The 25465-nt window shown below is 57.9% G+C and carries 25 protein-coding genes, 1 pseudogene and 1 other annotated feature; of the genes and pseudogenes, 18 read left to right on the top strand and 8 right to left on the bottom strand.

Features of this window, described 5'->3' with window-relative positions; genetic code table 11:
* Positions 1-91: 91 nt before the first annotated feature.
* Complete coding sequence (locus tag AB6V08_RS19140) at positions 92-1321, top strand: DUF3748 domain-containing protein (protein WP_368544398.1); 1230 nt, start codon at positions 92-94, stop codon at positions 1319-1321.
* Here AB6V08_RS19140 and AB6V08_RS19135 read toward each other — a convergent pair.
* Positions 1318-1650: a YceK/YidQ family lipoprotein gene (locus tag AB6V08_RS19135; RefSeq protein WP_368544397.1), complete on the bottom strand. Its 333-nt coding sequence runs from the start codon at positions 1648-1650 to the stop codon at positions 1318-1320. The genes AB6V08_RS19140 and AB6V08_RS19135 overlap by 4 nt on opposite strands.
* Before the next feature lie 244 nt (positions 1651-1894).
* Positions 1895-1968: a sequence feature (ROSE (Repression Of Heat Shock gene Expression) occurs in the 5'-region of heat shock genes and acts as an RNA thermometer to modulate expression.), on the top strand.
* Here AB6V08_RS19135 and ibpA point away from each other — a divergent pair.
* The 5 genes from ibpA to AB6V08_RS19110 all read left to right on the top strand — a co-directional run bounded on the left by ibpA (position 1962) and on the right by AB6V08_RS19110 (position 5489).
* Complete coding sequence (ibpA, locus tag AB6V08_RS19130) at positions 1962-2372, top strand: small heat shock chaperone IbpA (RefSeq protein ID WP_368544396.1); 411 nt, start codon at positions 1962-1964, stop codon at positions 2370-2372. Its footprint overlaps the feature before it by 7 nt.
* Positions 2373-2511: 139 nt before the next feature.
* On the top strand, positions 2512-2940 hold the full coding sequence (gene ibpB, locus AB6V08_RS19125; protein ID WP_368544395.1) for a small heat shock chaperone IbpB: 429 nt from the start codon (positions 2512-2514) through the stop codon (positions 2938-2940).
* A 144-nt stretch (positions 2941-3084) separates the two neighbouring features.
* Positions 3085-4746 carry a putative transporter gene (locus AB6V08_RS19120; protein WP_368544394.1) on the top strand — a complete coding sequence of 554 codons (1662 nt, stop codon included), beginning with the start codon at positions 3085-3087 and terminating at the stop codon, positions 4744-4746.
* A gap of 58 nt (positions 4747-4804) precedes the next feature.
* A complete protein-coding gene (locus tag AB6V08_RS19115; protein WP_368544393.1) occupies positions 4805-5152 on the top strand; it encodes a YidH family protein in 348 nt (115 codons plus the stop codon).
* Positions 5142-5489, top strand: coding sequence for a DUF202 domain-containing protein (locus AB6V08_RS19110; protein WP_368544392.1), 348 nt, complete (start codon positions 5142-5144; stop codon positions 5487-5489). The genes AB6V08_RS19115 and AB6V08_RS19110 overlap by 11 nt, the downstream gene beginning before the upstream one ends.
* A gap of 18 nt (positions 5490-5507) precedes the next feature.
* Here the strand turns inward: AB6V08_RS19110 and dsdA are convergent, their stop codons facing one another.
* Both dsdA and dsdX read right to left on the bottom strand, forming a co-directional pair.
* On the bottom strand, positions 5508-6794 hold the full coding sequence (gene dsdA / locus AB6V08_RS19105; RefSeq protein WP_368544391.1) for a D-serine ammonia-lyase: 1287 nt from the start codon (positions 6792-6794) through the stop codon (positions 5508-5510).
* Between the two features lie 17 nt (positions 6795-6811).
* The gene (gene dsdX / locus AB6V08_RS19100) at positions 6812-8149 is read right to left on the bottom strand and encodes a D-serine transporter DsdX (RefSeq protein WP_368544390.1); all 1338 of its coding nucleotides are present in this window, start codon (positions 8147-8149) and stop codon (positions 6812-6814) included.
* 205 nt (positions 8150-8354) lie between these two features.
* Between dsdX and dsdC the strand changes: the two genes are divergently transcribed.
* Both dsdC and AB6V08_RS19090 read left to right on the top strand, forming a co-directional pair.
* A complete protein-coding gene (gene dsdC, locus AB6V08_RS19095) occupies positions 8355-9278 on the top strand; it encodes a DNA-binding transcriptional regulator DsdC (protein WP_368544389.1) in 924 nt (307 codons plus the stop codon).
* Between the two features lie 140 nt (positions 9279-9418).
* Entirely contained in the window at positions 9419-10456 is a 1038-nt protein-coding gene (locus tag AB6V08_RS19090) for a cellulase family glycosylhydrolase (RefSeq protein WP_368544452.1), read from the top strand.
* On the opposite strand, the gene emrD is transcribed toward AB6V08_RS19090, so the two are convergent.
* The 4 genes and pseudogenes from emrD to tisB form a co-directional block, all read right to left on the bottom strand.
* Positions 10359-11543 carry a multidrug efflux MFS transporter EmrD gene (emrD, locus tag AB6V08_RS19085; RefSeq protein WP_368544388.1) on the bottom strand — a complete coding sequence of 395 codons (1185 nt, stop codon included), beginning with the start codon at positions 11541-11543 and terminating at the stop codon, positions 10359-10361. The genes AB6V08_RS19090 and emrD overlap by 98 nt on opposite strands.
* Positions 11544-11719: 176 nt before the next feature.
* Entirely contained in the window at positions 11720-12553 is an 834-nt protein-coding gene (locus AB6V08_RS19080) for an EamA family transporter (protein WP_368544387.1), read from the bottom strand.
* Between the two features lie 63 nt (positions 12554-12616).
* Positions 12617-13056, bottom strand: a pseudogene (locus AB6V08_RS19075) (GNAT family N-acetyltransferase).
* Positions 13057-13120: 64 nt separating this feature from the next.
* A complete protein-coding gene (tisB, locus tag AB6V08_RS19070; protein WP_368544385.1) occupies positions 13121-13210 on the bottom strand; it encodes a type I toxin-antitoxin system toxin TisB in 90 nt (29 codons plus the stop codon).
* Positions 13211-13732: 522 nt separating this feature from the next.
* Here tisB and ivbL point away from each other — a divergent pair.
* From ivbL to uhpT, 7 genes are all read left to right on the top strand, one after another.
* Entirely contained in the window at positions 13733-13831 is a 99-nt protein-coding gene (ivbL, locus tag AB6V08_RS19065) for an ilvB operon leader peptide IvbL (RefSeq protein ID WP_368544384.1), read from the top strand.
* Positions 13832-13933: 102 nt separating this feature from the next.
* Entirely contained in the window at positions 13934-15622 is a 1689-nt protein-coding gene (ilvB, locus tag AB6V08_RS19060; RefSeq protein ID WP_368544383.1) for an acetolactate synthase large subunit, read from the top strand.
* A gap of 3 nt (positions 15623-15625) precedes the next feature.
* Complete coding sequence (gene ilvN / locus AB6V08_RS19055; RefSeq protein WP_368544382.1) at positions 15626-15913, top strand: acetolactate synthase small subunit; 288 nt, start codon at positions 15626-15628, stop codon at positions 15911-15913.
* A 125-nt stretch (positions 15914-16038) separates the two neighbouring features.
* Complete coding sequence (gene uhpA, locus AB6V08_RS19050; protein WP_368544381.1) at positions 16039-16632, top strand: transcriptional regulator UhpA; 594 nt, start codon at positions 16039-16041, stop codon at positions 16630-16632.
* Positions 16629-18128: a signal transduction histidine-protein kinase/phosphatase UhpB gene (gene uhpB, locus AB6V08_RS19045; protein WP_368544380.1), complete on the top strand. Its 1500-nt coding sequence runs from the start codon at positions 16629-16631 to the stop codon at positions 18126-18128. Before uhpA ends, uhpB begins: the two co-directional genes overlap by 4 nt.
* Before the next feature lie 9 nt (positions 18129-18137).
* Complete coding sequence (locus AB6V08_RS19040) at positions 18138-19457, top strand: MFS transporter (protein WP_368544379.1); 1320 nt, start codon at positions 18138-18140, stop codon at positions 19455-19457.
* A gap of 132 nt (positions 19458-19589) precedes the next feature.
* A complete protein-coding gene (gene uhpT / locus AB6V08_RS19035; protein WP_368544378.1) occupies positions 19590-20981 on the top strand; it encodes a hexose-6-phosphate:phosphate antiporter in 1392 nt (463 codons plus the stop codon).
* Between the two features lie 42 nt (positions 20982-21023).
* On the opposite strand, the gene AB6V08_RS19030 is transcribed toward uhpT, so the two are convergent.
* Complete coding sequence (locus tag AB6V08_RS19030) at positions 21024-22562, bottom strand: KAP family P-loop NTPase fold protein (protein ID WP_368544377.1); 1539 nt, start codon at positions 22560-22562, stop codon at positions 21024-21026.
* Positions 22563-22992: 430 nt separating this feature from the next.
* On the opposite strand from AB6V08_RS19030, the gene AB6V08_RS19025 reads away from it, so the two are divergent.
* The 3 genes from AB6V08_RS19025 to nepI all read left to right on the top strand — a co-directional run bounded on the left by AB6V08_RS19025 (position 22993) and on the right by nepI (position 25415).
* Entirely contained in the window at positions 22993-23448 is a 456-nt protein-coding gene (locus AB6V08_RS19025; RefSeq protein ID WP_368544376.1) for a hypothetical protein, read from the top strand.
* Between the two features lie 234 nt (positions 23449-23682).
* Positions 23683-24135 carry a DUF1198 family protein gene (locus tag AB6V08_RS19020; RefSeq protein ID WP_368544375.1) on the top strand — a complete coding sequence of 151 codons (453 nt, stop codon included), beginning with the start codon at positions 23683-23685 and terminating at the stop codon, positions 24133-24135.
* 89 nt (positions 24136-24224) lie between these two features.
* Positions 24225-25415, top strand: a complete 1191-nt coding sequence (gene nepI, locus AB6V08_RS19015) for a purine ribonucleoside efflux pump NepI (protein ID WP_368544374.1) — start codon at positions 24225-24227, stop codon at positions 25413-25415.
* Positions 25416-25465 lie beyond the last annotated feature (50 nt).

Below are 25465 nucleotides of genomic sequence, written 5' to 3'. Positions count from 1 at the left end.
CCGTAAAAATTCAGATGGCGGAATGCTAGAGCCTGAAAGTGAAGTCCTTGTGAAGTATGATGGTGAAAATTGTCCTCGAGCGGATCACCCCATGAAACAACTCACCTTCGCGTCGCGCAACCACCAGCTCACCAATATCAATACCTGGACGGCGGACAGCCAGTGGCTGGTGTTCGACGTGCGCCCGTCCGGCGCCTCTTTTACCGGTGCCACTATCGAGCGCGTAAACGTCGCGACCGGCGAGGTGGAGGTGATTTACCGCGCCAGCCGCGGCGCGCACGTCGGTGTGGTGACCGTTCATCCGGCGCAGGATAAATACGTCTTTATCAAAGGCCCGGAAAACCCGGACGCCGACTGGCAGTACGATTTCCACCACCGGCAGGGCGTGGTGGCGCATAACGGCCAGGTCAGCAATCTGGATGCGATGGATATCACCGCGCCATACACCGCCGGGGCGTTGCGCGGCGGCAGCCACGTGCACGTGTTTAGCCCGAACGGCCAGTTGGTCAGCTTTACCTATAACGACCACGTCCTGCACGAGCGTGACCCTAAGCTGGACTTGCGTAACGTCGGCGTTGCCTCGCCTTACGGCCCGGTTCACCCGCAGGGACATCATCCGCGCGAGTATGCTGGCACGTACTGGAGCGTGCTGGTGAGCCGCACCACGCCTGCGCCAGAGCCGGGCAGCGATGAGATCAACCGCGCCTATGAAGAGGGCTGGGTAGGCAACGATCGGCTGGCCTTTATCGGCGATACGCTCTCCGCGCGCGGCGAAAAGGTGCCGGAGCTGTTTATCGTCGATCTACCAAAAGATGAGCAGGGCTGGAAGCGCGCGGGGGATCGGCCTTTGCAGGGAACCTCAGAGAACATGCCTGCACCGCCTGCGGGCGTGGTACAGCGCCGGTTAACCTTCACCCATCAGAATGCGTATCCGGGGCTGGTGAACGTGCCGCGCCACTGGGTGCGCAGTCATCCCCAGGGGACGCAGATTGCGTTTTTGATGCGCGACGATAGCGGCATTGTCCAGCTGTGGCTGATTGCGCCAGAAGAGGGCGAACCGCGCCAGCTCACGCATAACGCCAGCGATATCCAGTCGGCGTTCAACTGGCATCCGTCCGGGAACATGCTGGGATTTGTGCTCGAAAACAGGATCGCCCTGTGCGATGCGGCGACGGGAGAGGTGACGTTTTTGACGTCCGATCATGGCAACCCGCCGTCCGGGGATGCCATCGTCTTCTCGCCCGACGGGCAACGCGTGGCGTGGATGGAAGAGCGGGCGGGTTTCCGTCAGATTTGGGTGGCGGAAACCGCGCAAAACTAGTTCGTAGGCATGGCTGCGGGCGGGATGACGGAGTTGGTCGCCAGATTTTCCTGCTCGCTTTTCTCAACGCGCGAACGCACTGAGCTGTCGGTGCGGAACAGATCCCACGGCAGCAGGAGCGTATCGGCAACCGCAGTGAACGGCATATCCAGTATGACCAGGGATTTGGTGCCCCAGTTGGTGTCATCGTCCGAGATCATTTGGGCACTGGCGCGCGTGCCGGGGTATGTTCCTTCTTTACCGCCAGTGTGAGACATCACGCTCGAACACCCGCAAAGTAATACCACTCCGCTGAACGTTGTCAGCTTTATCAGAACATTTTTCATCATCTTTAATCATCGTTAATGGCGCGGCTGAAACCTGCAATGGGTTTATAGCGAGCCACGTTCGAATTGAATAGTTGAAAAGCGCCGCTCTGTGGCGGCCATCGCAATTTAACCCTTTGTGCTGTAGTCCCAGTCTATGCAAGTCCTGGCAAAGTGCAAAAAAATCTCGCAAAGAGAGTCTTGAAAAGCCCGTATCCAGACCCATTTTAAAGATGTACCCCCGAAACGGGCACGCCTGATGGGTGTTCGTGGGGACATCAGCCTGTCCATGGTGGAAGGCTAAAAATTCTCGCTGATTTCAGGAGCTTTTAATTATGCGTAACTTTGATCTTTCCCCGCTGTACCGTTCTGCAATTGGTTTTGACCGCCTGTTTAACCATTTAGAAAATAACCAAAGCCAGAGCAACGGCTACCCTCCATATAACGTTGAGCTGGTGGATGAAAACCACTACCGCATCGCCATTGCCGTCGCCGGTTTTGCAGAAAACGAACTGGAGATCACCGCGCAGGACAACCTGCTGGTGGTGAAAGGCGCGCACGCGGCAGAGCAGAAAGAACGTACCTACCTTTACCAGGGCATCGCCGAGCGTAACTTTGAACGCAAGTTCCAGCTGGCTGAGAACATTCACGTTAAAGGCGCGAACCTGGTTAACGGCCTGCTGTTTGTCGATCTGGAACGCGTGATTCCGGAAGAGAAAAAACCGCGCCGTATCGAAATCAACTAATTAAGCGGGTCGCGCTGGCGGCCCACCCCGAATTGCTTGCCGAATTGTCGGGAGCATATGCGAATCCATGAGGATTTGCAGGAACAACTGCGCACAAAATTAAACTGTGCCGAACTCGCTTCTCAGAAGGAGATTTAGTATGCGTAACTACGATTTATCCCCCCTGCTGCGTCAGTGGATTGGTTTTGACAAACTGGCTAACGCGCTGCAAAGCACCACCGAACAGCAGACATTTCCGCCGTACAACATCGAAAAGAGCGATGACAACCACTATCGCATCACGCTGGCCCTTGCCGGGTTCCGCCAGGAAGACCTGGACATTCAGCTCGAAGGCACGCGTTTGACCGTAAAAGGTACGCCGGAAAAACAAGAAACCGACACCAAATGGCTGCATCAGGGACTGGTGACTCAGCCGTTTAGCCTGAGCTTTACGCTGGCCGACCATATGGAAGTCTCGGGTGCGACCTTCACCAACGGTCTGCTGCATATCGATTTGACCCGCAACGTGCCGGAAGCCATCGCGCCGCAGCGTATCGCCATTAGCGAACGTCCGGCGTTGAACAGCTAATCGCGGGCGGGCTGATGCCCTCGCCCCGATCAAAAGATAAGGCCCTGCCACGGCAGGGCTTTTTTGTGCGCCATCGCCCATACAACGCCCTTCTGCTCTGAGAGAATCCTTAAAATAACCAAGGTTATACACAGGAAGTGGATCATGAGTGATATCGCGTTAACCGTTAGCGTGTTGGCCCTGGTCGCCGTGGTGGGACTGTGGATCGGTAATATCAAAATTCGCGGCGTCGGGTTTGGTATCGGCGGGGTGCTGTTTGGCGGGATTTTTGTCGGCCATTTTGCTGACCAGCTTGGGCTGGTGCTCAGCGCCGACATGCTGCACTTTATTCAGGAATTCGGGCTGATCCTCTTCGTGTACACCATCGGGATTCAGGTCGGGCCGGGCTTTTTTGCCTCGCTGCGCGTGTCGGGGCTACGGCTGAACCTGTTTGCCTTCGGCATTGTGGTGATGGGCGGGCTGGTCACCGCCGTTCTGCATAAGCTCTTCGATATTCCGCTGCCCGTGGTGCTGGGGATTTTCTCCGGCGCGGTCACCAACACGCCTGCGCTGGGCGCTGGACAGCAAATCCTGCGCGATCTGGGCATCTCGCCGGGCATTGTCGACCAGATGGGGATGAGCTACGCGATGGCGTACCCGTTCGGCATTTGCGGCATTTTGCTCTCCATGTGGCTGGTGCGCGTGCTGTTTCGCGTCAACGTTGAGAAAGAGGCGCAGGAGCACGAGTCCACGCTCACCAATGGCCACGCCCTGATCAAAACCATCAACATTCGCGTCGATAACCCTAACCTCGACAACATGGCGATTCAGGACGTGCCGATCCTCAACAGCGTCAACATCATCTGCTCGCGCCTCAAGCGCGGCGACATGCTGATGGTGCCTTCCCCCGGCACCCTTATTCAGATGGGAGATTTGCTGCACCTGGTCGGCCAGCCGGGGGATCTGCACAACGCGCGGCTGGTGATTGGTCAGGAGGTGGATACTTCGCTCTCCACCCGCGGCACCGACATGCGCGTGGAGCGCGTGGTGGTCACCAACGAGCAGGTTCTTGGGAAGAAAATCCGCGATTTGCAGGTAAAAGAGCGCTATGACGTGGTGATCTCGCGGCTTAACCGCGCGGGCGTCGAGCTGGTCGCCAGCCCGGAGGCCAGCCTGCAGTTCGGCGATATCCTCAATCTGGTCGGGCGGTCGTCGTCCATTGACGCCGTCGCCAACATGGTGGGCAACGCCCAGCAAAAATTACAGCAGGTGCAGATGCTCCCGGTGTTTATCGGCGTCGGGCTCGGCGTGCTGCTGGGCTCCATTCCGCTGTACGTGCCGGGCTTCCCGGTGGCGCTGAAGCTGGGGCTGGCGGGCGGCCCGCTGATTATGGCGCTGATCCTCGGACGTATCGGCAGTATCGGCAAGCTGTACTGGTTTATGCCGCCGAGCGCGAACCTGGCGCTGCGCGAGCTGGGGATTGTGCTGTTCCTGGCGGTGGTCGGGCTGAAATCCGGCGGCGATTTTGTCGATACTCTGATCCAGGGCGAAGGGATGAGCTGGGTTGGCTACGGAATCTTCATCACCGCCATTCCGCTGCTCACAATGGGGATCCTGGCGCGGATGTTCGCCAAAATGAACTACCTGACGCTCTGCGGCATGCTGGCCGGCTCCATGACCGACCCGCCCGCGCTGGCCTTTGCCAATAACCTGCACGCCACCAGCGGTGCGGCGGCGCTGTCGTATGCCACGGTATATCCGCTGGTGATGTTCCTGCGTATCATCACGCCGCAGCTGCTGGCGGTGCTGTTCTGGGGGATAGGCTAACGGCTTAACCGGCATTGCGCTATGCTGAAGCCTGCCTGGAGTACGACAAGGAACCTTCATGAAAATTTCCCGCCTCGGCGAAGCGCCGGACTACCGCTTTTCGCTGGCGAACGAGCGCACATTTTTAGCCTGGATCCGCACCGCGCTGGGCTTTCTGGCGGCGGGCGTGGGGCTTGACCAGCTGGCGCCGGATTTCGCCACGCCGCTGATCCGCGAAGTGCTGGCCCTGCTGCTGTGCCTGTTTGCCGGGGTGCTGGCGATTTACGGCTACCTGCGCTGGCTGCGTAACGAAAAGGCGATGCGCCTGAAGCAGGATCTGCCCTACACGCGCGGGCTGCTGATTATCAGCGGGACGTTGCTGGCTGTCGCCGGGGTAGTGATGGTGCTGGTGTTCTATGGCGGATAGCCGCAAAGCCCGTCGCGAGGCCGATCCCGGCCTGCAGCCGGAGCGCACGTCGCTGGCCTGGCTGCGCACGCTGCTGGGATACGGCGCGCTGATCGCGCTGGCGATAAAGCATAACTGGCATCGCACCGGGGTGCCGTTCTGGGTATCGATAGTGATTCTGGCGCTGGTGGCCATCGTTTTGTGGCGCTACACCCGCAGCCGTAACCTGATGGACGTGGCGAAGGACGATGTTGTTCAGCCGAGGGCGGTGCGGGATAAGTTCCTGATCGCCCTGGCCGTGCTTTCACTCTCGTTACTCTTTGCCGTTACCCACATTCAGCAGATATTGACGCTTTGATTGTCGGTACTGGCTTAACTACTTGCCTTTCGCCAGATACTTCGCCATCTCGTCCTGCGGCACCATGCCGCCGCCGGTCGCCCACACCAGGTGGGTGGCATTCGGCCCTGCGTTAACGCGCACCGGCCCGGCCATTCCCGCCAGCGCCGAGGGCTCCAGGCGAATGCTCTCTTCCTGCGCCAGCCAGCCGAGCATGTCGTACATGCTCTGGTCGCTTAGGGTGTAGAACCCGTCCAGCAGGCGCTCCATCGCCCGGCCAACAAAGCCCGAGGCGCGGCCAACCGCCAGCCCGTCCGCCGCCGTGACGTTATCGATGCCCAGATCCTGCACCGCGATCCCATCGTGCAGCCCGGTGTAAACGCCCAGCAGCATACACGGGGAGTGGGTCGGCTCGGCGAAGAAGCAGTGTACGTTGTCGCCAAAGGCCAGCTTGAGGCCAAACGCCACGCCGCCGGGCCCGCCGCCGACGCCGCACGGCAGGTAGACGTACAGCGGGTGTTCCGCATCCACCGCGCGTCCCTGGGCGGCAAACTGCGCCTTCAGGCGCTCGCCCGCCACCGCATAGCCTAAAAACAGGGTGCGGGAGTTTTCGTCATCGATGAAGAAGCAGTTCGGATCGCCTTCTGCCGCCTTGCGCCCTTGCTCCACCGCCACGCCGTAATCCTGCTCATATTCCACGACGATAACCCCGTGGCTGCGCAGCTTAGCCTTTTTCCACTCCCGCGCGTCGGCGGACATATGCACCGTAACCTTAAAGCCAATGCGCGCGCTCATGATGCCGATAGACATACCGAGGTTGCCCGTCGACCCCACGGCAATGCTGTACTGGCTGAAGAACGCCTTAAAGCGCGGCTCAAGCAGGATGCTGTAATCGTCCTCGAGGCTCAGCATCCCCGCCGCCAGCGCCAGCTTTTCGGCATGGGCCAGCACTTCATAAATGCCGCCGCGCGCCTTAATGGAGCCGGAAATCGGCAGATGGCTGTCCTTTTTCAGCAGCAGCGTGCCGGGAATGGCGGTGCTGAACTCTTTCTCCAGGCGTTTTTTCATCGCTGGGATCGCCACCAGCTCGGATTCGATTATCCCCTTCGTCGCCGCCGTTTCCGGGAACGCTTTTGCCAGGTAAGGCGCAAAGCGGTTCAGGCGCGCGTGGGCATCGTCGACGTCGGCTTTGGTCAGCCCGACGTAGGGCAACCCCTCTTCCAGCGAGGTGGCGCGCGGGTTCAGCCAGGTGGTTTCTTTCAGGGCAATCAGATCCTCAACCAGAGGAAACTGTGCGGTTAGCGTGGTGATAGTTGCGTTTTCCATAATAAATCTCTTCGCGCTCAGATAATGAAAGAAAGCAGGAATGTGCCGCCAAGTGCAAGCACCGAGGCGATAAAGGTCGCCGTCGTATAGTATTTAAAGGTCTCGTTGAGGGTCGCGCCGCAATACTGCTTCACCAGCCAGAAGAGGGAATCGGTCACGATCGTGCAGCCAATGGCGCCCGAACCGATGGCAATGGTGATGATCTCCGGGCTCACGTTCGGATAGAGCGGCAGCATCGGCGCCACAATCGCCGTGGCCCCCATCATCGCCACCGTGGCAGAGCCCACCGCCGCGTGCAGCACCAGCGCCACCAGCCAGGCCAGCAGAATCGGATGCATGTGCAGCGTCGACAGAATGTGCGCCAGCGTATCCGCCAGCCCGCTGGTTTTGAGGATAGCGTTAAACGCCCCGCCCGCGCCGATGATCAGCAGGATGTTCGCAATGGCGCCAAACCCGTGCTCGGTATGGGTCAGCAGGGTGCTCATGCCCATGTGCTGGCGTAGCCCGAGCAGGTAGTAGGCGACAAACACGGCGATAAACATGGCGGTGATCGGGTTGCCGATAAACTCCAGCACCGTATACAGCGCGCCCTCTTTCGCCATGTTCAGCTCGGCAATTGTTTTCACCAGCATCAGGCCAATCGGCAGCAGCACCGTAAACAGCGTGGCGCCCAGCGACGGCAGCGTGTGTTCTTCCCGCACCTTCAGGTCTGAAAACTCCGCCGGTACGGGTTTAAACGGCAGGCGATTGCCCAACAGTTTCAGGAACAGCGGCCCGCCCACCAGCGACGCCACCAGGCCAACCAGCAGGCCGTAGACAATGACCGTCCCCACGTCCGCGCCCAGCTTGTTGGTCACAAACAGCGCGGCCGGGTGCGGGGGCACCACGCAATGCACCGCCATCAGCGCGGTACAGAGCGGAATGGCCAGCTTCAGCAGCGAGGTCTGGGTCTTTTTGGCGATGGAAAACGCCAGCGGGATCAGCAGCACAACGCCCACTTCCACAAACAGCGTAATGCCGCAAATCATCCCGACCAGCACCATGATCGTGTCCGCCGACAGCCAGCGGCAGCGCTGGAGGGTGATGCCGATACGCTCTGCCGCACCGGAAACTTCCATCATTTTGCCCAGAATTGTGCCCAGGCCAATCACCGCCGCCAGGAACCCCAGCGTCCCGCCGATTCCGCTCTCGATGGCGTTCACCATATCCAGCGGCCCCATTCCCATCATGGTGCCGACGAAAAAGCTCGCCAGCAGCAGCGCGAGGAACGGGTGAAACTTCAGTTTTACGATCGTTAATACAATCAACACGATGCTGATGAGCAGCGTCGCCACAACCCAGATTTGAGATCCCATATCTCACCTCGCCCTTATGTAGTCTGCGGGTATTGGACGAAAAAACGGCACGGGCTGACAAACGATATAAATTGGCGTTCAGATGAGGCAGATTGGATCAAGTGAGTGACTGTGCTCAAAAAAGCGCACTTAATTCGTGTTTGGTTCACATAAATTCACCCTTAAAGCGTATTCTGGGGGCGAAAAAAATGAGAGGGAACGACGGATGAATGACGCAAATGAGGCCAGAAACCGCCTGCTGAATGGCTGGCAACTGTCGAAGATGTACACCTTTGAGGTGGCGGCCCGGCACGAGTCTTTTGCGCTGGCGGCGGAGGAGCTCTCTCTTAGCCCAAGCGCGGTCAGCCACCGCATCAACCTGCTGGAAGAGGAGCTGGGCATTCAGCTTTTTGTCCGTTCCCACCGCAAAGTGGAGCTGACGCCGGAGGGCAAGCGCGTCTGGTGGACGCTGAAATCGTCGCTGGATACCCTGAACCAGGAGATCCTGGACATCAAAAACCAGGCGCTTTCCGGCACCCTGACGGTCTATTCCCGGCCGTCGATTGCCCAGTGCTGGCTGGTGCCGATGCTGGGGGACTTTACCCGCCGCTATCCGTCCATTTCCCTCACCGTTCTGACCGGCAATGATTACGTGAATATGCAGCGAACGGGCGTCGATCTGGCGCTCTATTTCGACGATACGCCGCCCAATCATCTTGCTCACCACTTCCTGATGGATGAGGACATCCTGCCGGTGTGCTCCCCGGAATACGCGCAGGAGCATGCGCTATTGCAGAATCAGGACAACCTGCGCCACTGCACGCTGCTGCACGATCGTCAGGCCTGGAGCAATGATTCCGGCACCGACGAGTGGCTCAGTTGGGCGCAGCACTTTGGGGTGAATATGCCGCCATCGTCGGGCATTGGCTTCGATCGTTCTGATTTGGCGATTATCGCGGCGATGAACCACGTCGGCGTGGCGATGGGGCGAAAACGGCTGGTGCAGAAGCGGCTGGCGCGCGGGGAGCTGATTGCGCCGTTTGGCGGCAAAACCCTGAAATGCCACCAGCACTACTACGTCTCTACCCTCTCCGGGCGCCAGTGGCCGAAAATCGACGCCTTTATCGGCTGGCTGAAAGCGCAGGTGTAAGGAAGATTTATTACGCTTTAGCCCTACACCAAATGTGAAAAAGCGTGCTAAATACAGGTTATTGCTTTTAATTTCTCGCAAGGGACATCGTGTTTAATCCTCTCATCACCGCTGCGCTATTACTCACTTCCGGCTGGGCGATGGCCGCTGAGCCGCCGCTGACGGCTGCGCTTTACGCGCAGAAGCTGGGCGTGGGCATCGACGTTGACTGGGCGCGTACCGAGCGCGGCATCCGGGAGTTTGATCCGCTGGTGGTGCGCGATTTCCGCGCGAAAGGCATCACCCATGTGCGTATTCGCGTGGCCGATGAGCCGACCGAAGCCCGGCTTATTCACCTGCGCAAGCTGGTGGAGGCCTGCGAGCAGTATGGCGTGATCCCGATTATCGCGTATCAGGCGGACGAATATAAAAACGACCCGAAAGCGGATAACGAAAAAGAGGTGATTAACTGGTGGATTGCGGTGGCGCACTACTTCGCCCAGCGCTCGCCGCTGCTGGGGTTCGATCTGATCTACGAGCCTGCGGACAAGCTTAATCACAACCTGGCCTCGCTGAATCGCGTCTACGAAAAAGCGATCAAAGACATTCACGCGATTGATGCCAACCGGATGATTTTCATCGCGCCACGCCTGCGCGCCGCGCCGGAAGATCTCTCCAGCCTCAGGCTGCCCGCCCACAGTCAAAACTACCTGCTGGCGGAGTGGCATATCTTCCCGTGGGGGCCGTTGAAAAATAACGGTAAATATCCGTGGACGTCCGGGACGGCGGCGGAGAAGGCCGCCATCCACAGCCGGATCGCCGCGGCGCTGCGCTGGCAGCAAAAGACCGGACACGTAAGCTGGGTGGGCGGCTGGGGCGTGGGTGAGTCCAGCCACTTCTCGCCAACCGCGTCGCAAATGGCGTTTGCCACCTTTATGGCCTGCGAGCTGCAAAAAGCGAAAATCCCGTATGCGATTAACGCCGATTTTCAGTTCTACGACGGGGAAGAGGGGGCATGGCGGCCCGGACCGGAGCCGCTATTGCAGGCGATGATTGCGCCAGCCTGTGAAAAGCCCGGCGAGAAGCCGGGCCATCATGCGGTTAAACCGGCTGCTCGTGATGCGGGACACGGGACGCCAGCGGCAGCCAGCACAGTAAAATCAGCAGCCCCATCAGCGTCATCAGCAGGCCCAAACTAGCCTGACCGTTCTGCGGCAGCATGGCGGAGAGCCAGGCCAGCGCGCCGGAACCGATATTCTGCAAACCGCCTACCAGCGCGCCCGCCGTCCCGGCGAGGAACGGGAAAGGCTCCATCGCCCCGCTGGTTGCCAGCGGGAACAGCATCCCCGCGCCGAAGAAGAACAGCGCCGCCGGGATCAGCAGCGTCCAGACCGTCATCACGCCAAACAGCCCCGGCAGCCACATCATCAGCCCCGCCAGCAGGCAGCTGATCACCGACTGCCACATCAGGGTGGAAAATCGCTTGTTCCTGCGCCCGGCAAACCAGGCGCCGAAGAACGCGGCCGGGATAGGCAGAATAAACAGGATACTCACCACCATGCTGCTCAGACCGAGGCCTGCCCCCAGCAGCACGCCGGAGCTGGCTTCAAACACCGCGATACCCGCCAGGCCGCCGATCAGCATCAGCAGGTAGCAGTTGAACGCGCCGTTGCCGAACAGCGTTTTGTAGCTGGTGATAAGCCTGGTGCGCGGCGCGTCCTTTGGACGCGTTTCCGGCATCCAGCGCGCCATGCTGAAGGTCACGATCGCGCACAGCACCAGCAGGAAGACGTAGCAGGCGCGCCACGACCACACCGTATCCAGCAGGCCGCCAATCAGCGGGGCGAGCAGCGGGCTGACCAGAATCCCCATGTTTAACAGGCTGTTGGCGTGGCGAAGCTGGGAGCCTTCGTACATGTCGCGCGGTAAGGTTCGCGCCATTACCCCGCCCACGCCGGTGCCCACGCCTTGAAGGGCGCTGGCGGCAATCAATACGGTCAGGCTGTGGGTGGTGATGGCAACGATCGTCGCCACCATGAAAATGGACATGCCCACCAGAATCACCGGGCGGCGCCCGACGCGGTCGGAGAGCGGGCCGTAGAACAGCTGGGAAACGCCGTAGGTCAGCAGGTAGGCAGCCATGACGCTCTGCACCGCTCCCTCGCGGACGTTAAGTTCCTTTGCCATGTCGGCAATCGCCGGAATGTAGATGGTTTGCGCCATCTGACCGACGGCCACCAGTAACACCAGCATCAACAGTAAGTTAACGTTCCTTTGTTTTTTCATGTCGCTGAATACGTTTGCCAAAAGTGAGAAATAAAGAATAAGTGACTGGGTTATCCCATAAACGCGCGGGGAATCTACCACAGTAAAATGACAAAATAAGCACCGCTACCCAGAATGGATAGCGTTGAGAAGGCAGGTTTTGTAAACGATGTTCGGCAACTAATGTTGCCAGGGGATTAGGCCAGCCGCAGCAAGATTGCGCCGCCCGCAATGCCCAGCGCCGCCACGATGCGTACGCCGGCAACCTTTTCTTTTAACAGCATAAATGCGATCAGTGCCCCGAACAGAATCGACGTTTCCCGCAGTGCCGCCACGACGGCCAGCGGCGCCTGCGTCATCGCCCACAGCGCCAGGCCGTAAGATCCCATCGTTCCGACGCCGCCCAGAAGCCCCTTCTTCCAGTGCAGGCGCAGATAGCCGGAGGCTTCGCGCCGACGCGCCACCATCGCCCAGCAGAGCAGGCAAAAGCCGTTCATGAAGAACGTCCACAGGGTGTAGCCCAGCGCGGTTCCCGACAGGCGCACCCCTGTGCCATCCACCAGCGTATATCCGGCGATGAAGCAGGCGTTGAGCAGCGCCAGCCAGATCCCTTTACGGGACTGCGAGCGGCCCTGAGCGGCCATCGCAAGAATCGACAGGCAGATGACTCCAATGCCGCACCAGGCCATCCAGGACAGGCTATCCCCCAGCACCAGCACGCTGATTAGCGCGACCAGCAGCGGCGCGGTTCCGCGCATCAGTGGGTAGGTTTGGCTCATATCTGAAACCTGATAGGTCTTCGCCACCAGAACCGTGTACACCACCTGCAGGGCGCAGGAAACCACCAAAAACGGCCAGCTTTCAACGGCGGGTTGGGGGGAGAACGGCAGGAGAATGAGCGCAATCAGCGTGGCAGAGCCGCTGACGCTGATGGCGGAGTACAGTTTGTCCGTGCCCGCTTTAACGATGGCGTTCCAGCTGGCGTGAAGCAGCGCGGCGAACAGCAAAATAGAGAAAACGGAAAGGGTCATAGCGTGTCTTGCGGGTGAAATGTCATACGACTGTAACATTCACCTGCGAAGGCTACCAGTCCGCTACACGGCGCAAAACAGGCGGTGCGTCACCCGCGGCTCGTCGGCGACCAGGGTAAAACCGGCGCGACGGTAGAACGCATAGGCGGCCTCTGGCGCGTGGGTATTGAGGAAATCAAACCAGATGCTGGCATCAGACATCACCACCGTCAGAAGCTGTTTACCGATGCCCAGGCCGCGGCACTTCTCGCTGATGTAAAGATGGCGAATGCGCCCGGCTGCTGGCTGAACGGATCGCGGTTTAAGCCGCACACGCCCACCAGCTTACCGTTCAGGAAGGCGCCCAGCAGCTTTTCGCCCGGCGCGTTGAAGCGATTTTCGCCGCGCAGCCAGCTCTCTTCGAGCCTGCGCAGCATATTGAAATTCAGTGCAATACTTTCGGCTTTCAGGGCGATATAGCCCGGTTCGTCCGGCGTAATGGGCTCGATTAACAGACGCGACATAGCATTCCCTCGTTATTAAAGAGGGGCGGTTGCCCGCCCCTCTCAGATGCGACTTGAACCTGAATCACCGTTGGTATTTCAGGACAGCATCAAGCAGTTGCAGTACAGCAACAATGAGTTTGAGGATAAGTACCACCATATCCACGACGCTCATACGCCTCTCCTTTTGGTTAAAAGGAGCACGGTGCTGGCGTACCTTTCCGCCGCCTGTTGCCAGCACCTGGATTGACGTAACACAGTGTGCTCACTTCGGGGGTTAAGGCACTGACGGCACCACCCGTTTCAGCCAGGACTTCATTGCGCCGGTAAAACAGCGGCCCCCTCGCGCACTGCGAACACCCTCAGTATAGATAAATACTGTATGGATGAACAGTATTTAATGGACAAATATCTACGGGGGATCCATACTCAAAAACGACTAAATCCGTCCCTTAAATTGCGCGTTCGTCACCGATCGCGTATACTTTTTGCGTTGACGTAACACAGTGTGTTCTGCGGTTACCAGCCGCAAACCCTGAAAAAAAACCTCGCTTAGGCGGGGTTTTTTGTTTTCATCACTCAACAAACGAAACGTGATCTCTGACGCATTTTTGTGCGCATGAAAATATTTCCATTGTCAGGCTGAAAAACCTGTGTTTGTATAAATTCAATCAATGATTCCAAACACAGGTCCCCAATGACAGCTTCCATGTTTACTTCGACCCTACTAAAAACTGCGCAACCAGCCGCAGTGGTCGTCGTGCGTGTGGTGGTGGTCGTCGGCAATGCGCCGTAGGGACTGGAACAACACACGATTCCAAAACCCCGCCGGCGCAAACCGGGCGGGGTTTTTAGTTTAAACGCCTCCCGGAACGTCGGCTCATAAAAGGACTGGAGCATGGCAAATTCGGGCACAACATCCACCAAAACGCGTTTTACCGGCGCGCAGCTGATCGTTCATTTACTGGAACGGCAGGGTATCACCACCGTTGCAGGCATCCCCGGCGGCACGGTGCTGCCGCTGTACGATGCGTTAAGCCAAAGCACGCAGATCCGCCACGTACTGGCGCGTCACGAGCAGGGCGCAGGGTTTATCGCTCAGGGCATGGCGCGTACCGAGGGCAAACCGGCGGTCTGTATGGCCTGCAGCGGGCCGGGGGCGACCAACCTTGTCACCGCGATTGCCGACGCGCGCCTCGACTCCATTCCGCTGATCTGCATTACCGGGCAGGTGCCGTCATCGATGATCGGCACCGACGCCTTCCAGGAAGTGGACACCTACGGCATCTCTATCCCCATCACCAAGCATAACTATTTAGTTCGCGATATCGCCGAGCTTCCCCAGGTTATCAGCGATGCGTTTCGCATTGCCCAGTCCGGCCGCCCTGGCCCGGTGTGGATAGACATTCCTAAGGACGTGCAAACCGCCGAAATCGAGATCGACGTACTGCCCGAGCCGGGCGGGCGTGCGCCAGCGCCAGCGTTTAGCGCCGAAAGCGTGCGCGACGCGGCGGCGATAATTAACGCCGCCAAACGCCCGGTGCTCTATCTGGGCGGCGGAGCGATCAACGCCGCCGACGAGGTGCGCCAGCTCGCCGAGAAGGCCAATCTGCCGACCACCATGACCCTGATGGCGCTGGGCATGCTGCCAAAAGCGCATCCGCTGTCGCTGGGAATGCTGGGGATGCACGGCGCGCGGAGCACCAACTACATCCTGCAAGAGTCTGATTTACTGATTGTTCTCGGCGCGCGTTTTGATGACCGGGCGATTGGTAAAACCGAGCAGTTCTGCCCGAACGCCAAAATCATTCACGTGGATATCGACCGCGCCGAGCTGGGCAAAATCAAACAGCCGCACGTGGCGATTCAGGGCGATGTCGCCGAGGTGCTGGCGCAGCTGATCCCGCAGACCGACGCAGCAGACCGCGCGGAGTGGCAGACGCTGGTTGCCGACCTGAAGCAGGAGTTCCCGAGCGCAATCCCGACCGAGGGCGATCCGCTCAGCCACTACGGCCTGATTAACGCCGTGGCCGCCTGCGTGGACGACAGCGCGATTATTACCACCGACGTGGGCCAGCATCAGATGTGGACCGCGCAGGCCTACCCGCTGAACCGTCCGCGCCAGTGGCTGACCTCCGGCGGGCTGGGAACGATGGGCTTTGGCCTGCCCGCCGCGGTGGGGGCGGCGCTGGCGAATCCGGATCGCAAGGTGATCTGCTTCTCCGGCGACGGCAGCCTGATGATGAACATTCAGGAGATGGCGACCGCGGCTGAAAACCAGCTGGACGTGAAAATTATCCTGATGAACAACGAAGCGCTGGGGCTGGTACACCAGCAGCAGAGCCTGTTCTACAAGCAGGGCGTGTTTGCCGCGACCTATCCGGGGATGATTAACTTTATGCAGATTGCCGCCGGCTTCGGCCTGCACACCTGCGACCTGAACGCGGAAGAAGACGCCCACGCGGCGCTGCATGCGGCGATTTCACGCCCCGGTCCGGCGCTGATCCACGTGCGTATCGACGCGCAGCAAAAAGTGTATCCGATGGTTCCGCCGGGTGCGGCCAATACTGAAATGGTGGGGGAATAAGCCATGCAGAAACAACACGATAACGTCATCCTGGAACTCACCGTCCGCAACCACCCTGGCGTCATGACCCACGTCTGCGGGCTGTTTGCCCGCCGCGCGTTTAACGTGGAAGGTATCCTCTGTCTGCCGATTCAGGGCAGCGAGCACAGCCGCATCTGGCTGCTGGTGAACGACGATCAGCGTCTGGAGCAGATGATTGCCCAGATCGACAAGCTGGAAGACGTCGCAAAAGTGGTGCGTAACCAGTCCGATCCCACCATGTTTAACAAAATTGCGGTCTTCTTCGAATAAATCGCTTAAGGTAAGCGGTTTTTGCCGGATGGCGCAGTGCTTATCCGGCCTAAAAGGACTATAAACGTAGGCCGGATAAGGCGTTTACGCCGCCATCCGGCACGTTCACGCATCAGGATCACACCATGACCACCATCGCCCTTATCGACGACCATCTCATCGTCCGCTCCGGATTTGCCCAGCTTCTGAGCCTCGAGCCTGATTTTCAGGTGGTGGCGGAGTTCGGCTCTGGTCGCGAAGCGCTGGCCGGCCTGCCGGGGCGCGGGGTGCAGGTGTGTATCTGCGATATTTCGATGCCCGATCTCTCCGGCCTGGAGCTGCTCGGCCAGCTGCCGAAAGGGATGGCGACCATCATGCTCTCGGTTCATGACAGCCCGGCGCTGGTGGAGCAGGCGCTCAACGCGGGCGCGCGCGGGTTTCTGTCCAAACGCTGTAGCCCGGACGAACTGATCGCCGCCGTGCGCACCGTGGCGACCGGCGGCTGTTACCTGACGCCCGATATCGCCATCAAGCTGGCGGCAGGGCGGCAAGATCCGCTCACCCGTCGCGAACGCCAGGTGGCGGAAAAGCTCGCTCAGGGAATGGCGGTTAAAGAGATTGCTGCCGAACTGGGGCTGTCGCCCAAAACGGTACACGTTCACCGCGCTAACCTGATGGAAAAACTCGGCGTCAGCAACGACGTTGAGCTGGCGCGCCGCATGTTTGATAGCTGGCAATGAGTCCCGTTTTCTCGCGGCTGATCGCCGTTATCGCCAGCTTTTTTATCTTCTCCGCCGCCTGGTTTTGCCTGTGGAGCATCAGCCTGCACCTGGTTGAACGCCCGGAGCTGGCGGTGCTGTTGTTTCCCTTTGGATTACGTCTGGGGCTGATGCTGCAATGCCCGCGCGGCTACTGGCCCGTTCTGCTCGGCGCGGAGTGGCTGATGCTCGTCTGGCTGGCGCAGGAGGTGGCGCTGGCGCATCTGCCATTATTGATGACCGGAAGCGTACTCACCCTCGTACCCGTGGCCCTTATCTCCCGCTATCGTCACCAGCGCGACTGGCGCACGCTGCTGCGACAGGGGGCGGCGCTGATTGCCGCCGCGCTGTTGCAGTCCCTGCCGTGGATTGGCGAAAAGGAGATGCTCAACGCGCTGCTGCTGACCCTGACCGGCGGCCTGACGCTGGCGCCGACCTGCCTGGTGATCTGGCACTACCTGACCAGCACCGTCTGGCAGCCCCTTGGCCCGGCGCTGGTGTCTCAGCCGGTGAACTGGCGCGCCCGGCATCTCATCTGGTATCTGCTGCTGTTTGTGGTGAGCCTCTGGCTGCAATTGGGGCTGCCCGCCGAGCTGTCGCGCTTTACGCCGTTTTGCCTGGCGCTGCCGATTATCGCCCTGGCCTGGCACTACGGCTGGCAGGGGGCGCTGATCGCTACCCTGATGAACGCCATCGCCCTGATCGCCAGCCAGACCTGGCACGACCATCCCGTTGATTTACTGCTGTCGCTGCTGGCCCAGAGCCTGACCGGGCTGCTGCTCGGGGCGGGCATTCAGCGCTTGCGCGAGCTGAACCAGTCCCTGCAAACCGAGCTGGCGCGCAATCGCCGTCTGGCGGAGCGTCTGCTGGAGACCGAAGAGAGCGTGCGTCAGGACGTTGCCCGCGAGCTGCACGACGATATCGGCCAGACCATCACCGCCATTCGCACCCAGGCGGGCATCGTTCAGCGCCTCGCCCCGGAAAATGCGGGGGTGAAGCAGGGCGGCGCGCACATCGAGCAGCTCTCGCTGGGGGTATATGATTCCGTCCGCCGCCTGTTAGGACGGCTGCGCCCGCGCCAGCTGGACGACCTCTCCCTTGAGCAGGCGGTGCGCTCCCTGATGCGCGAGATGGAGCTGGAAAGCCGCGGCATTGTCAGCCATCTCGACTGGCGCATTGAGGAATCCCCCCTGAGCGAAGGCCAGCGCGTGACGCTGTTTCGCGTCTGTCAGGAGGGGCTGAACAACATCGTTAAGCACGCCAACGCCAGCGCGGTGACGCTGAAGGGCTGGCAGCAGGAGGAACGCCTGATGCTGGTGATTGAAGACGACGGCTGCGGTCTGCCGCCGGGCTCCGGGCAGCACGGCTTCGGCCTGGCGGGAATGCGCGAGCGCGTGACGGCGCTCGGCGGCACGCTGACCATCTCCTGCACCCACGGCACGCGCGTCAGCGTCAGTTTGCCGCTGCGCTACGCATAAGGACTCATCATGTTTACACCGCCCGCCAGCGCCGCGCCGATAGGTGATAAAGCGGAAATCGACGCCCGCTATCGCTACTGGCGCCGCCATATCCTGATCACCATCTGGTTCGGCTATGCGCTGTTTTACTTTACCCGCAAAAGCTTCAACGCCGCCGCGCCGGAAATCCTCGCCAGCGGCGTGATGACGCGCACCGACATCGGCCTGCTGGCGACGCTGTTTTACATCACCTACGGCCTGTCGAAGTTTTTCTCCGGCATCGTCAGCGACCGCTCCAACGCCCGCTATTTTATGGGCTTTGGGCTGATCGCCACCGGGGTGGTGAACATCCTGTTCGGCTTTTCCACCTCGCTGTGGGCCTTTGCCCTGCTGTGGGCGCTGAACGCCTTTTTTCAGGGCTGGGGGGCGCCGGTCTGCGCGCGTCTGCTGACGGCCTGGTACTCGCGCAACGAGCGCGGCGGCTGGTGGGCCATCTGGAACACCGCCCATAACGTCGGCGGGGCGCTGATCCCCATAGTGGTGGGCGCGGCGGCGCTGCACTACGGCTGGCGCGTGGGGATGATGATTGCCGGCGGGCTGGCGATTATCGCCGGACTGTTCCTCTGCTGGCGGCTGCGCGACAGGCCGCAAACCGTGGGCCTGCCTGCGGTGGGCGACTGGCGGCACGACGAGATGGAAATTGCCCAGCAGCAGGAGGGCGCAGGCCTGACGCGCAAGGAGATCCTCACCAAATACGTGCTGAAAAACCCCTACATCTGGCTGCTGTCGCTGTGCTACGTGCTGGTCTACGTGGTGCGCGCGGCCATCAACGACTGGGGCAATCTGTATATGTCGGAAACCCTCGGCGTGGATCTGGTGACGGCGAACTCGGCGGTAACCATGTTCGAGCTGGGCGGGTTTATCGGCGCGCTGGTGGCGGGCTGGGGCTCGGACAAGCTGTTTAACGGCAACCGCGGCCCGATGAACCTCATTTTCGCCGCCGGGATTTTGCTCTCCGTCGGCTCCCTGTGGCTGATGCCGTTCGCCAGCTACGTGATGCAGGCGGCCTGTTTTTTCACCACCGGATTCTTCGTTTTCGGCCCGCAGATGTTAATCGGCATGGCGGCGGCGGAGTGCTCCCACAAAGAGGCGGCCGGCGCGGCGACGGGCTTTGTCGGGCTGTTTGCCTATCTTGGCGCGTCGCTCTCCGGCTGGCCGCTGGCGCGGGTGATCGACGCCTGGCACTGGAGCGGTTTCTTCGCGGTGATCGCCATCGCGGCGGGGATTTCCGCGCTGCTGCTGCTGCCGTTCCTCAACGCTCAGGCACCGCGCGAGGCCAGCGAAGCGTGATACGCCTCACCTTTTCGCCCCGAGTGGCGCAAAACTAGGAAATTTTCCCGGTTTCACCTGGACGCTGTCTCAGGCGTCTTTCCTGGCTGATTTTTACAATGCTGCAAAAATCAGCTCAGGAGTAAACCAACCATGCTGGCCTTCTTAAACCAGGTGCGCAAACCGACCCTGGATCTGCCGCTCGACGTGCGGCGCAAAATGTGGTTCAAACCGTTCATGCAGTCTTACCTGGTGGTCTTTATCGGCTACCTGACCATGTACCTGATCCGCAAGAACTTTAACATCGCGCAGAACGACATGATCTCGACCTACGGGCTGAGCATGACGCAGCTGGGGATGATTGGCCTGGGCTTCTCCATCACCTACGGCGTGGGGAAAACCCTGGTTTCCTACTACGCGGACGGCAAAAACACCAAGCAGTTCCTGCCGTTTATGCTGATCCTCTCCGCCATCTGTATGCTCGGCTTCAGCGCCAGCATGGGCGCGGGCTCCGTTAGCCTGTTCCTGATGATCGCCTTCTACGCCCTGAGCGGTTTCTTCCAGAGTACCGGCGGCTCGTGCAGCTACTCCACCATCACCAAATGGACGCCGCGCCGCAAGCGCGGGTCGTACCTCGGCATGTGGAACATCTCCCACAACCTCGGCGGGGCGGGTGCGGCTGGCGTGGCGCTGTTCGGTGCCAACTACCTGTTCGACGGCCACGTGATCGGCATGTTTATCTTCCCGTCCATCATCGCCCTGATTGTCGGCTTTATCGGCCTGCGCTTCGGCAGCGACTCCCCGGAATCTTACGGCCTCGGTAAAGCCGAAGAGCTGTTCGGCGAGGAGATCAGCGAAGAGGACAAAGAGACCGAAGAAAACGACATGACCAAATGGCAGATCTTTGTTGAGTACGTGCTGAAAAACAAAGTGATCTGGCTGCTCTGTTTCTCGAACATCTTCCTGTACGTGGTGCGTATCGGTATCGACCAATGGTCGACGGTGTATGCCTTCCAGGAGCTGAAGCTCTCTAAAGAAGTGGCGATTCAGGGCTTTACCCTGTTCGAAGTGGGCGCGCTGGTCGGCACCCTGCTGTGGGGCTGGCTCTCGGATCTCGCCAACGGTCGTCGCGCGCTGGTGGCCTGCGTCGCGCTGGCCCTGATCATCGCCACGCTAGGCGTTTACCAGCACGCCAGCAACCAGTACGTCTACCTTGCTTCCCTGTTCGCGCTCGGCTTCCTGGTGTTTGGCCCGCAGCTGTTAATCGGCGTGGCGGCAGTCGGGTTCGTGCCGAAAAAAGCGATCGGCGCTGCCGATGGGATTAAAGGCACCTTCGCGTACCTGATCGGCGACAGCTTCGCCAAGCTGGGTCTGGGCATGATCGCCGACGGCACCCCGATCTTCGGCCTCACCGGCTGGGCGGGCACCTTCGCCGCGCTGGATGCGGCAGCGATTGGCTGTATCGTCCTGATGGCGATGGTCGCGGTGCTGGAAGAGCGGAAGATTCGCCGTGAGAATCGTGCGCAGAAATTGAAAGTAGCTTAAATAGTAAGGGCTAATATTGACGTATTGGCCCTTATTAAATTGTTATTCAAGAAGGACAGCTAAATCACATAAAGTGTTATATTCTTGTAAGTTTGTTTGGTTGTCTTTAAAGAAACAACTAATATAAATATCTGTAGCTCGATTGAGTTCTAATGAATTCCCACCAAAAATGTGTTTTGCTTTATCTGCTATGTTAGGGTTTCCTCTGTTGTTATATATTGCAAGAGCAAGGTTATTCCTTTTATCTTCTATGCTGGCCATGTTTCTATACTCGATAATATTAAGTATTATTTGAACCAAATTAATGACTGGTATGTTTTCTGAGAAAGTATAATCGTCAATTTTGAAATTGTATTGGAATGATAATAAATTTTCTATTCCAATATCTCTGACAGTAATATTGGTTTCGAGTGAAATGGTATTCTTGAAAACGCGTGAAACTGAGTTTTCACTGTTGAATGAAAAAATATTAACCCCTGACATTAGTGCATGATAATAGTTGCTTTGTCTTGTATATAATGCCAGGATAAAACTTAGAGAAAGGATTTCTATGTTTTTAATTGAATGACTATAGATTGATTCTATACGTTCAAACCAAAGATTGGTAGTCCTTAAATCCATCGAAAAACCATCTGCGATGACGGTTAAAACTTTTAATATAGTTTCATACGGGGCTGTTTGAGTATCGTGACTTATTAATTGTTTGTTTTTTATGGCATTAGAGAAAGTTACAGAGTTCTGAAGTTTTAGTTCTATAAAATCCTTAAGAGTTTTCTTCTTTAATGTAACTGAACGCATGAAAAATCTGTCAAGGTAACGTCTTGCATCAAAACCTGTACCATATACTGAGCAGATAGAATGAATCAACTGTTCTTTATCAGTTGATATAACAAATACAACTCTTTTAATATCAAAAAGATGTTTAATTGTTTCAAGCATTTCTATTGCATAGGTTGGTCGGCAACGATCTAATTCGTCAATAAAAATAAACATCGGGTAAGAATATTTCTTTTCGCTAAAATCAATTACGGCCTCTAGCCATTCACCGATAGACTTTTTGAAATCTTCAGCAGACGAGTTTGCTTGTCCATGAGCCTTAAGTAATTCATCTACTAGTTTTGAACCGAGATCAGCCTCGGAGTCGAGATCTAAATTATCAGTATCTATACCTAACTTATTTTTAATAACGCACTTTGTTACTTCAGGAGCGACAGATTTCATGAATCTCCAAGCTCCTTTGAGCACATTTCTTTCAAAGAAAGCAAATTCACTTTTAGAAATAAGCGCAGACTTTATCTCTGATACAACGGTTAGGAAAGGATCTCCACAGTGATCATTTTTCCATGCATCTATGTACACCGTCGGGTGAGTTTCCTTTATTTCATTCATCCAACGACGAATAAACCATGTTTTACCTGCCCCCCATTGGGCATCTAAGTTCAAAACATAATTACCGTTAGTACCCTTATCAACTAAGAATGCAGTAAGGAAACGGGCATGCTCGCTACGTTCAAGTGTGTCTGAAGGTAAGTCATCCACTTGCTCAGACCAATCAAAAGGTAATTCTAAATGCTTTGTCATTTTTCTATCCTATGAATTGACATAAACAGATAACTATAAAATTTGATGTTTTACACTGGCGAATGATTCTTCACCAATATACTCCTGTTTTGCATGCCTGCTCAAAATTTTGGAAGCCGCCTCGTAAAAATGAAATTTCATTGTTAGCTATTAACTAACCCCCTTTACCAATTCATCCTTTCGGCATAATTTCCCCTCGTTGCAGCAAACCTGCAACCGGGCGTAGGAACCCGAATAAATGCACAAAATGACGATTTTTTTGTCAGGGCAGCGTACATCTGGATAGAATCATGGTGGCGCTGACGGAGCAGTCGAAAGACTGGCCGGTTTCTTTGTGCATCGGTACTTCCTACCTTCGTCAGCGTCACCACCCTCGGGCGTAGGAACCCAGGTGGTGATAATTACCAAAATTGCGCAAAGAGGCTGCCTTATGGCTACTATCCCAACCCTTACTTTTTCAGATCATCAAGACGAATTTATCTATCAGCTAATCTCTCATCCGCTTCCCTCTAATGCAGATCTTTTTGAGGTTGCAGATTTCAGCGCCGCGTTTGCGAGTGTGCTTGTCGAAACGGACGATGCCGCAGAACGCAATGCCTTATGCGGATGCTTACTGAATGCGCTTATGCATATGGAAAGGCTTTGCGAAAGTGACCTGCCAGTGCATTTAATCGACAAGCTTTCTGCGGAAAAATTACCAGCTTCGACTATGCCTGATTGTTGGCAGGAAACGGATATTCCGGTTTCTTATGCAATAGCTCTAACACAGGCTCTGATAGGTAACAACCTGCTTGGCTCAGTCGAAAAAGCACTGACAGGGCTTTTGCATGACGTGGTTTACCTGTTGGCTGATTATGTGAAAGAACCATATCTTCCTCAGCATTAACCATTCTGATCATCTAGCTGTTGAGCGGCAGGCTTTACACCTGCCGCTGGCTAACATCCAGCAAAAACAAACTCCTCAGCCACATCTGCACCGTATTGTTGTGTGTTCATTCAGCGTGCGTAGATCCTCTTTCATGCCGATTTTCCACCTCTTTTCCGTACACTATTCTGGTTCTGCCCGCTGTCGACGCCCTGCGTTTCCCGCTATGATGGGCGGCTATTCTAAGGAGAACGCATGATCTGGATAATGCTGGCAACCCTGGTGGTGGTGTTCGTGGTGGGATTTCGCGTCCTGACCTCCGATTCCCGCCGCGCGATCAAACGATTAAGCGAACGCCTGGGCGTCACCCCGGTTCCGGTTGAGTCGATGATCGACCAGTTTGGCAAAGCGCAGGGCAATGAGTTTATCCGCTACCTTGAGCGCCCGGACGAGGCGCATCTGCAAAACGCCGCGCAGGTGCTGCTGATCTGGCAGGTCTGCATTGTCGACGGGAGTGAAGAAAACCTTCACACCTGGCACCGCATGCTGCGTAAAGCCCGCCTGGCTGCGCCCATCACCGATGCGCAAATCCGCCTCGCGCTCGGCTTTATGCGCGAGATAGAGCCCGATCCGCAGGAGCTTAACGCCTTCCAGCTTCGCTATAACCAGCTCTTCCTGCCGGAAGAGGGTGTGTTTTACCTGCACTGAACCTACAAAAGTTGTCGAAACGTTAAATTCGTCACACTTTTGATGATAAACTGCGCGACTTTTCCGCACGTTTATCTTCAGGTGACGCCATGACAGAACATATCCAGCCCACGACCAGACCGCAGACCAAAGAGGTATCACGCCCTAACTGGTCGGCGGTTTTCTCCGTGGCATTTTGCGTCGCGTGTCTTATCACCGTGGAATTTTTACCGGTCAGCCTGCTGACGCCGATGGCGCAGGACCTGGGCATTTCCGAAGGGGTGGCGGGGCAGTCCGTGACCGTGACCGCGTTTGTGGCGATGTTCGCCAGCCTGTTTATTACCCAGGTGATTGGCGCAATCGACCGCCGCAAGGTGGTTATCCTGTTCAGCGTGCTGCTGACGCTCTCCTGCTTGCTGGTCTCCTTCGCTGAAAACTTCACCCTGCTGCTGCTGGGTCGCGCCTGTCTGGGATTAGGGCTGGGCGGTTTCTGGGCGATGTCGGCCTCGCTGACCATGCGCCTTGTGCCCGCGCGCACCGTGCCAAAAGCGCTGTCGGTTATCTTTGGCGCGGTCTCCATTGCGCTGGTGATCGCCGCGCCGCTGGGCAGTTTCCTCGGCGGCATTATCGGCTGGCGCAACGTGTTTAATGCCGCCGCGGTGATGGGCCTGCTGTGCATTATCTGGGTGTGGAAGGCGCTGCCGTCCCTGCCGGGCGAGGCGGCGCATCACAAGCAGAACATGTTCGCGCTGCTTAAGCGTCCCGGCGTGCTGGCGGGGATGAGCGCCATCTTTATGGCCTTTGCCGGGCAGTTTGCCTTCTTTACCTACATTCGCCCGGTGTTTATGACCATGGCGGGCTTTGACGTGGACGGCCTGACGCTGGTGCTGCTGAGCTTCGGTATCGCCAGCTTTGTCGGCACGTCCCTGTCGTCGCAGTTCCTGAAACGCTCCCTGAAGGTGGCGCTGGCGGGCGCGCCGCTGGTGCTGGCGGTCAGCGCGGCGGTGCTGGTCATGTGGGGCAGCGACAAGTGGGTGGCTTCGGCGATCGCGATTATCTGGGGCTTTGCCTTTGCGCTGGTGCCGGTGGGCTGGTCGACGTGGATCACCCGCTCCCTTGCCGATCAGGCCGAGAAAGCCGGGTCGATTCAGGTGGCGGTGATCCAGCTGGCGAACACCTGCGGTGCGGCGGTGGGCGGCGTGGCGCTTGACCATCTGGGGCTGATGTCGCCGCTGGTGATTTCGGGTACGCTGATGCTGCTGACGGCGCTGCTGGTGGCGGGGAAGGTTAAGGCGAAGTAAGTCAATTTTCCCCCTCACCCCGGCCCTCTCCCCAGAGGGGCGAGGGAGAA

This window comes from Enterobacter soli (assembly GCF_964208575.1).
In the GTDB taxonomy this organism is placed as follows: domain Bacteria; phylum Pseudomonadota; class Gammaproteobacteria; order Enterobacterales; family Enterobacteriaceae; genus Enterobacter; species Enterobacter soli_A.
This window is presented reverse-complemented; position numbering and strand designations above follow the sequence as displayed.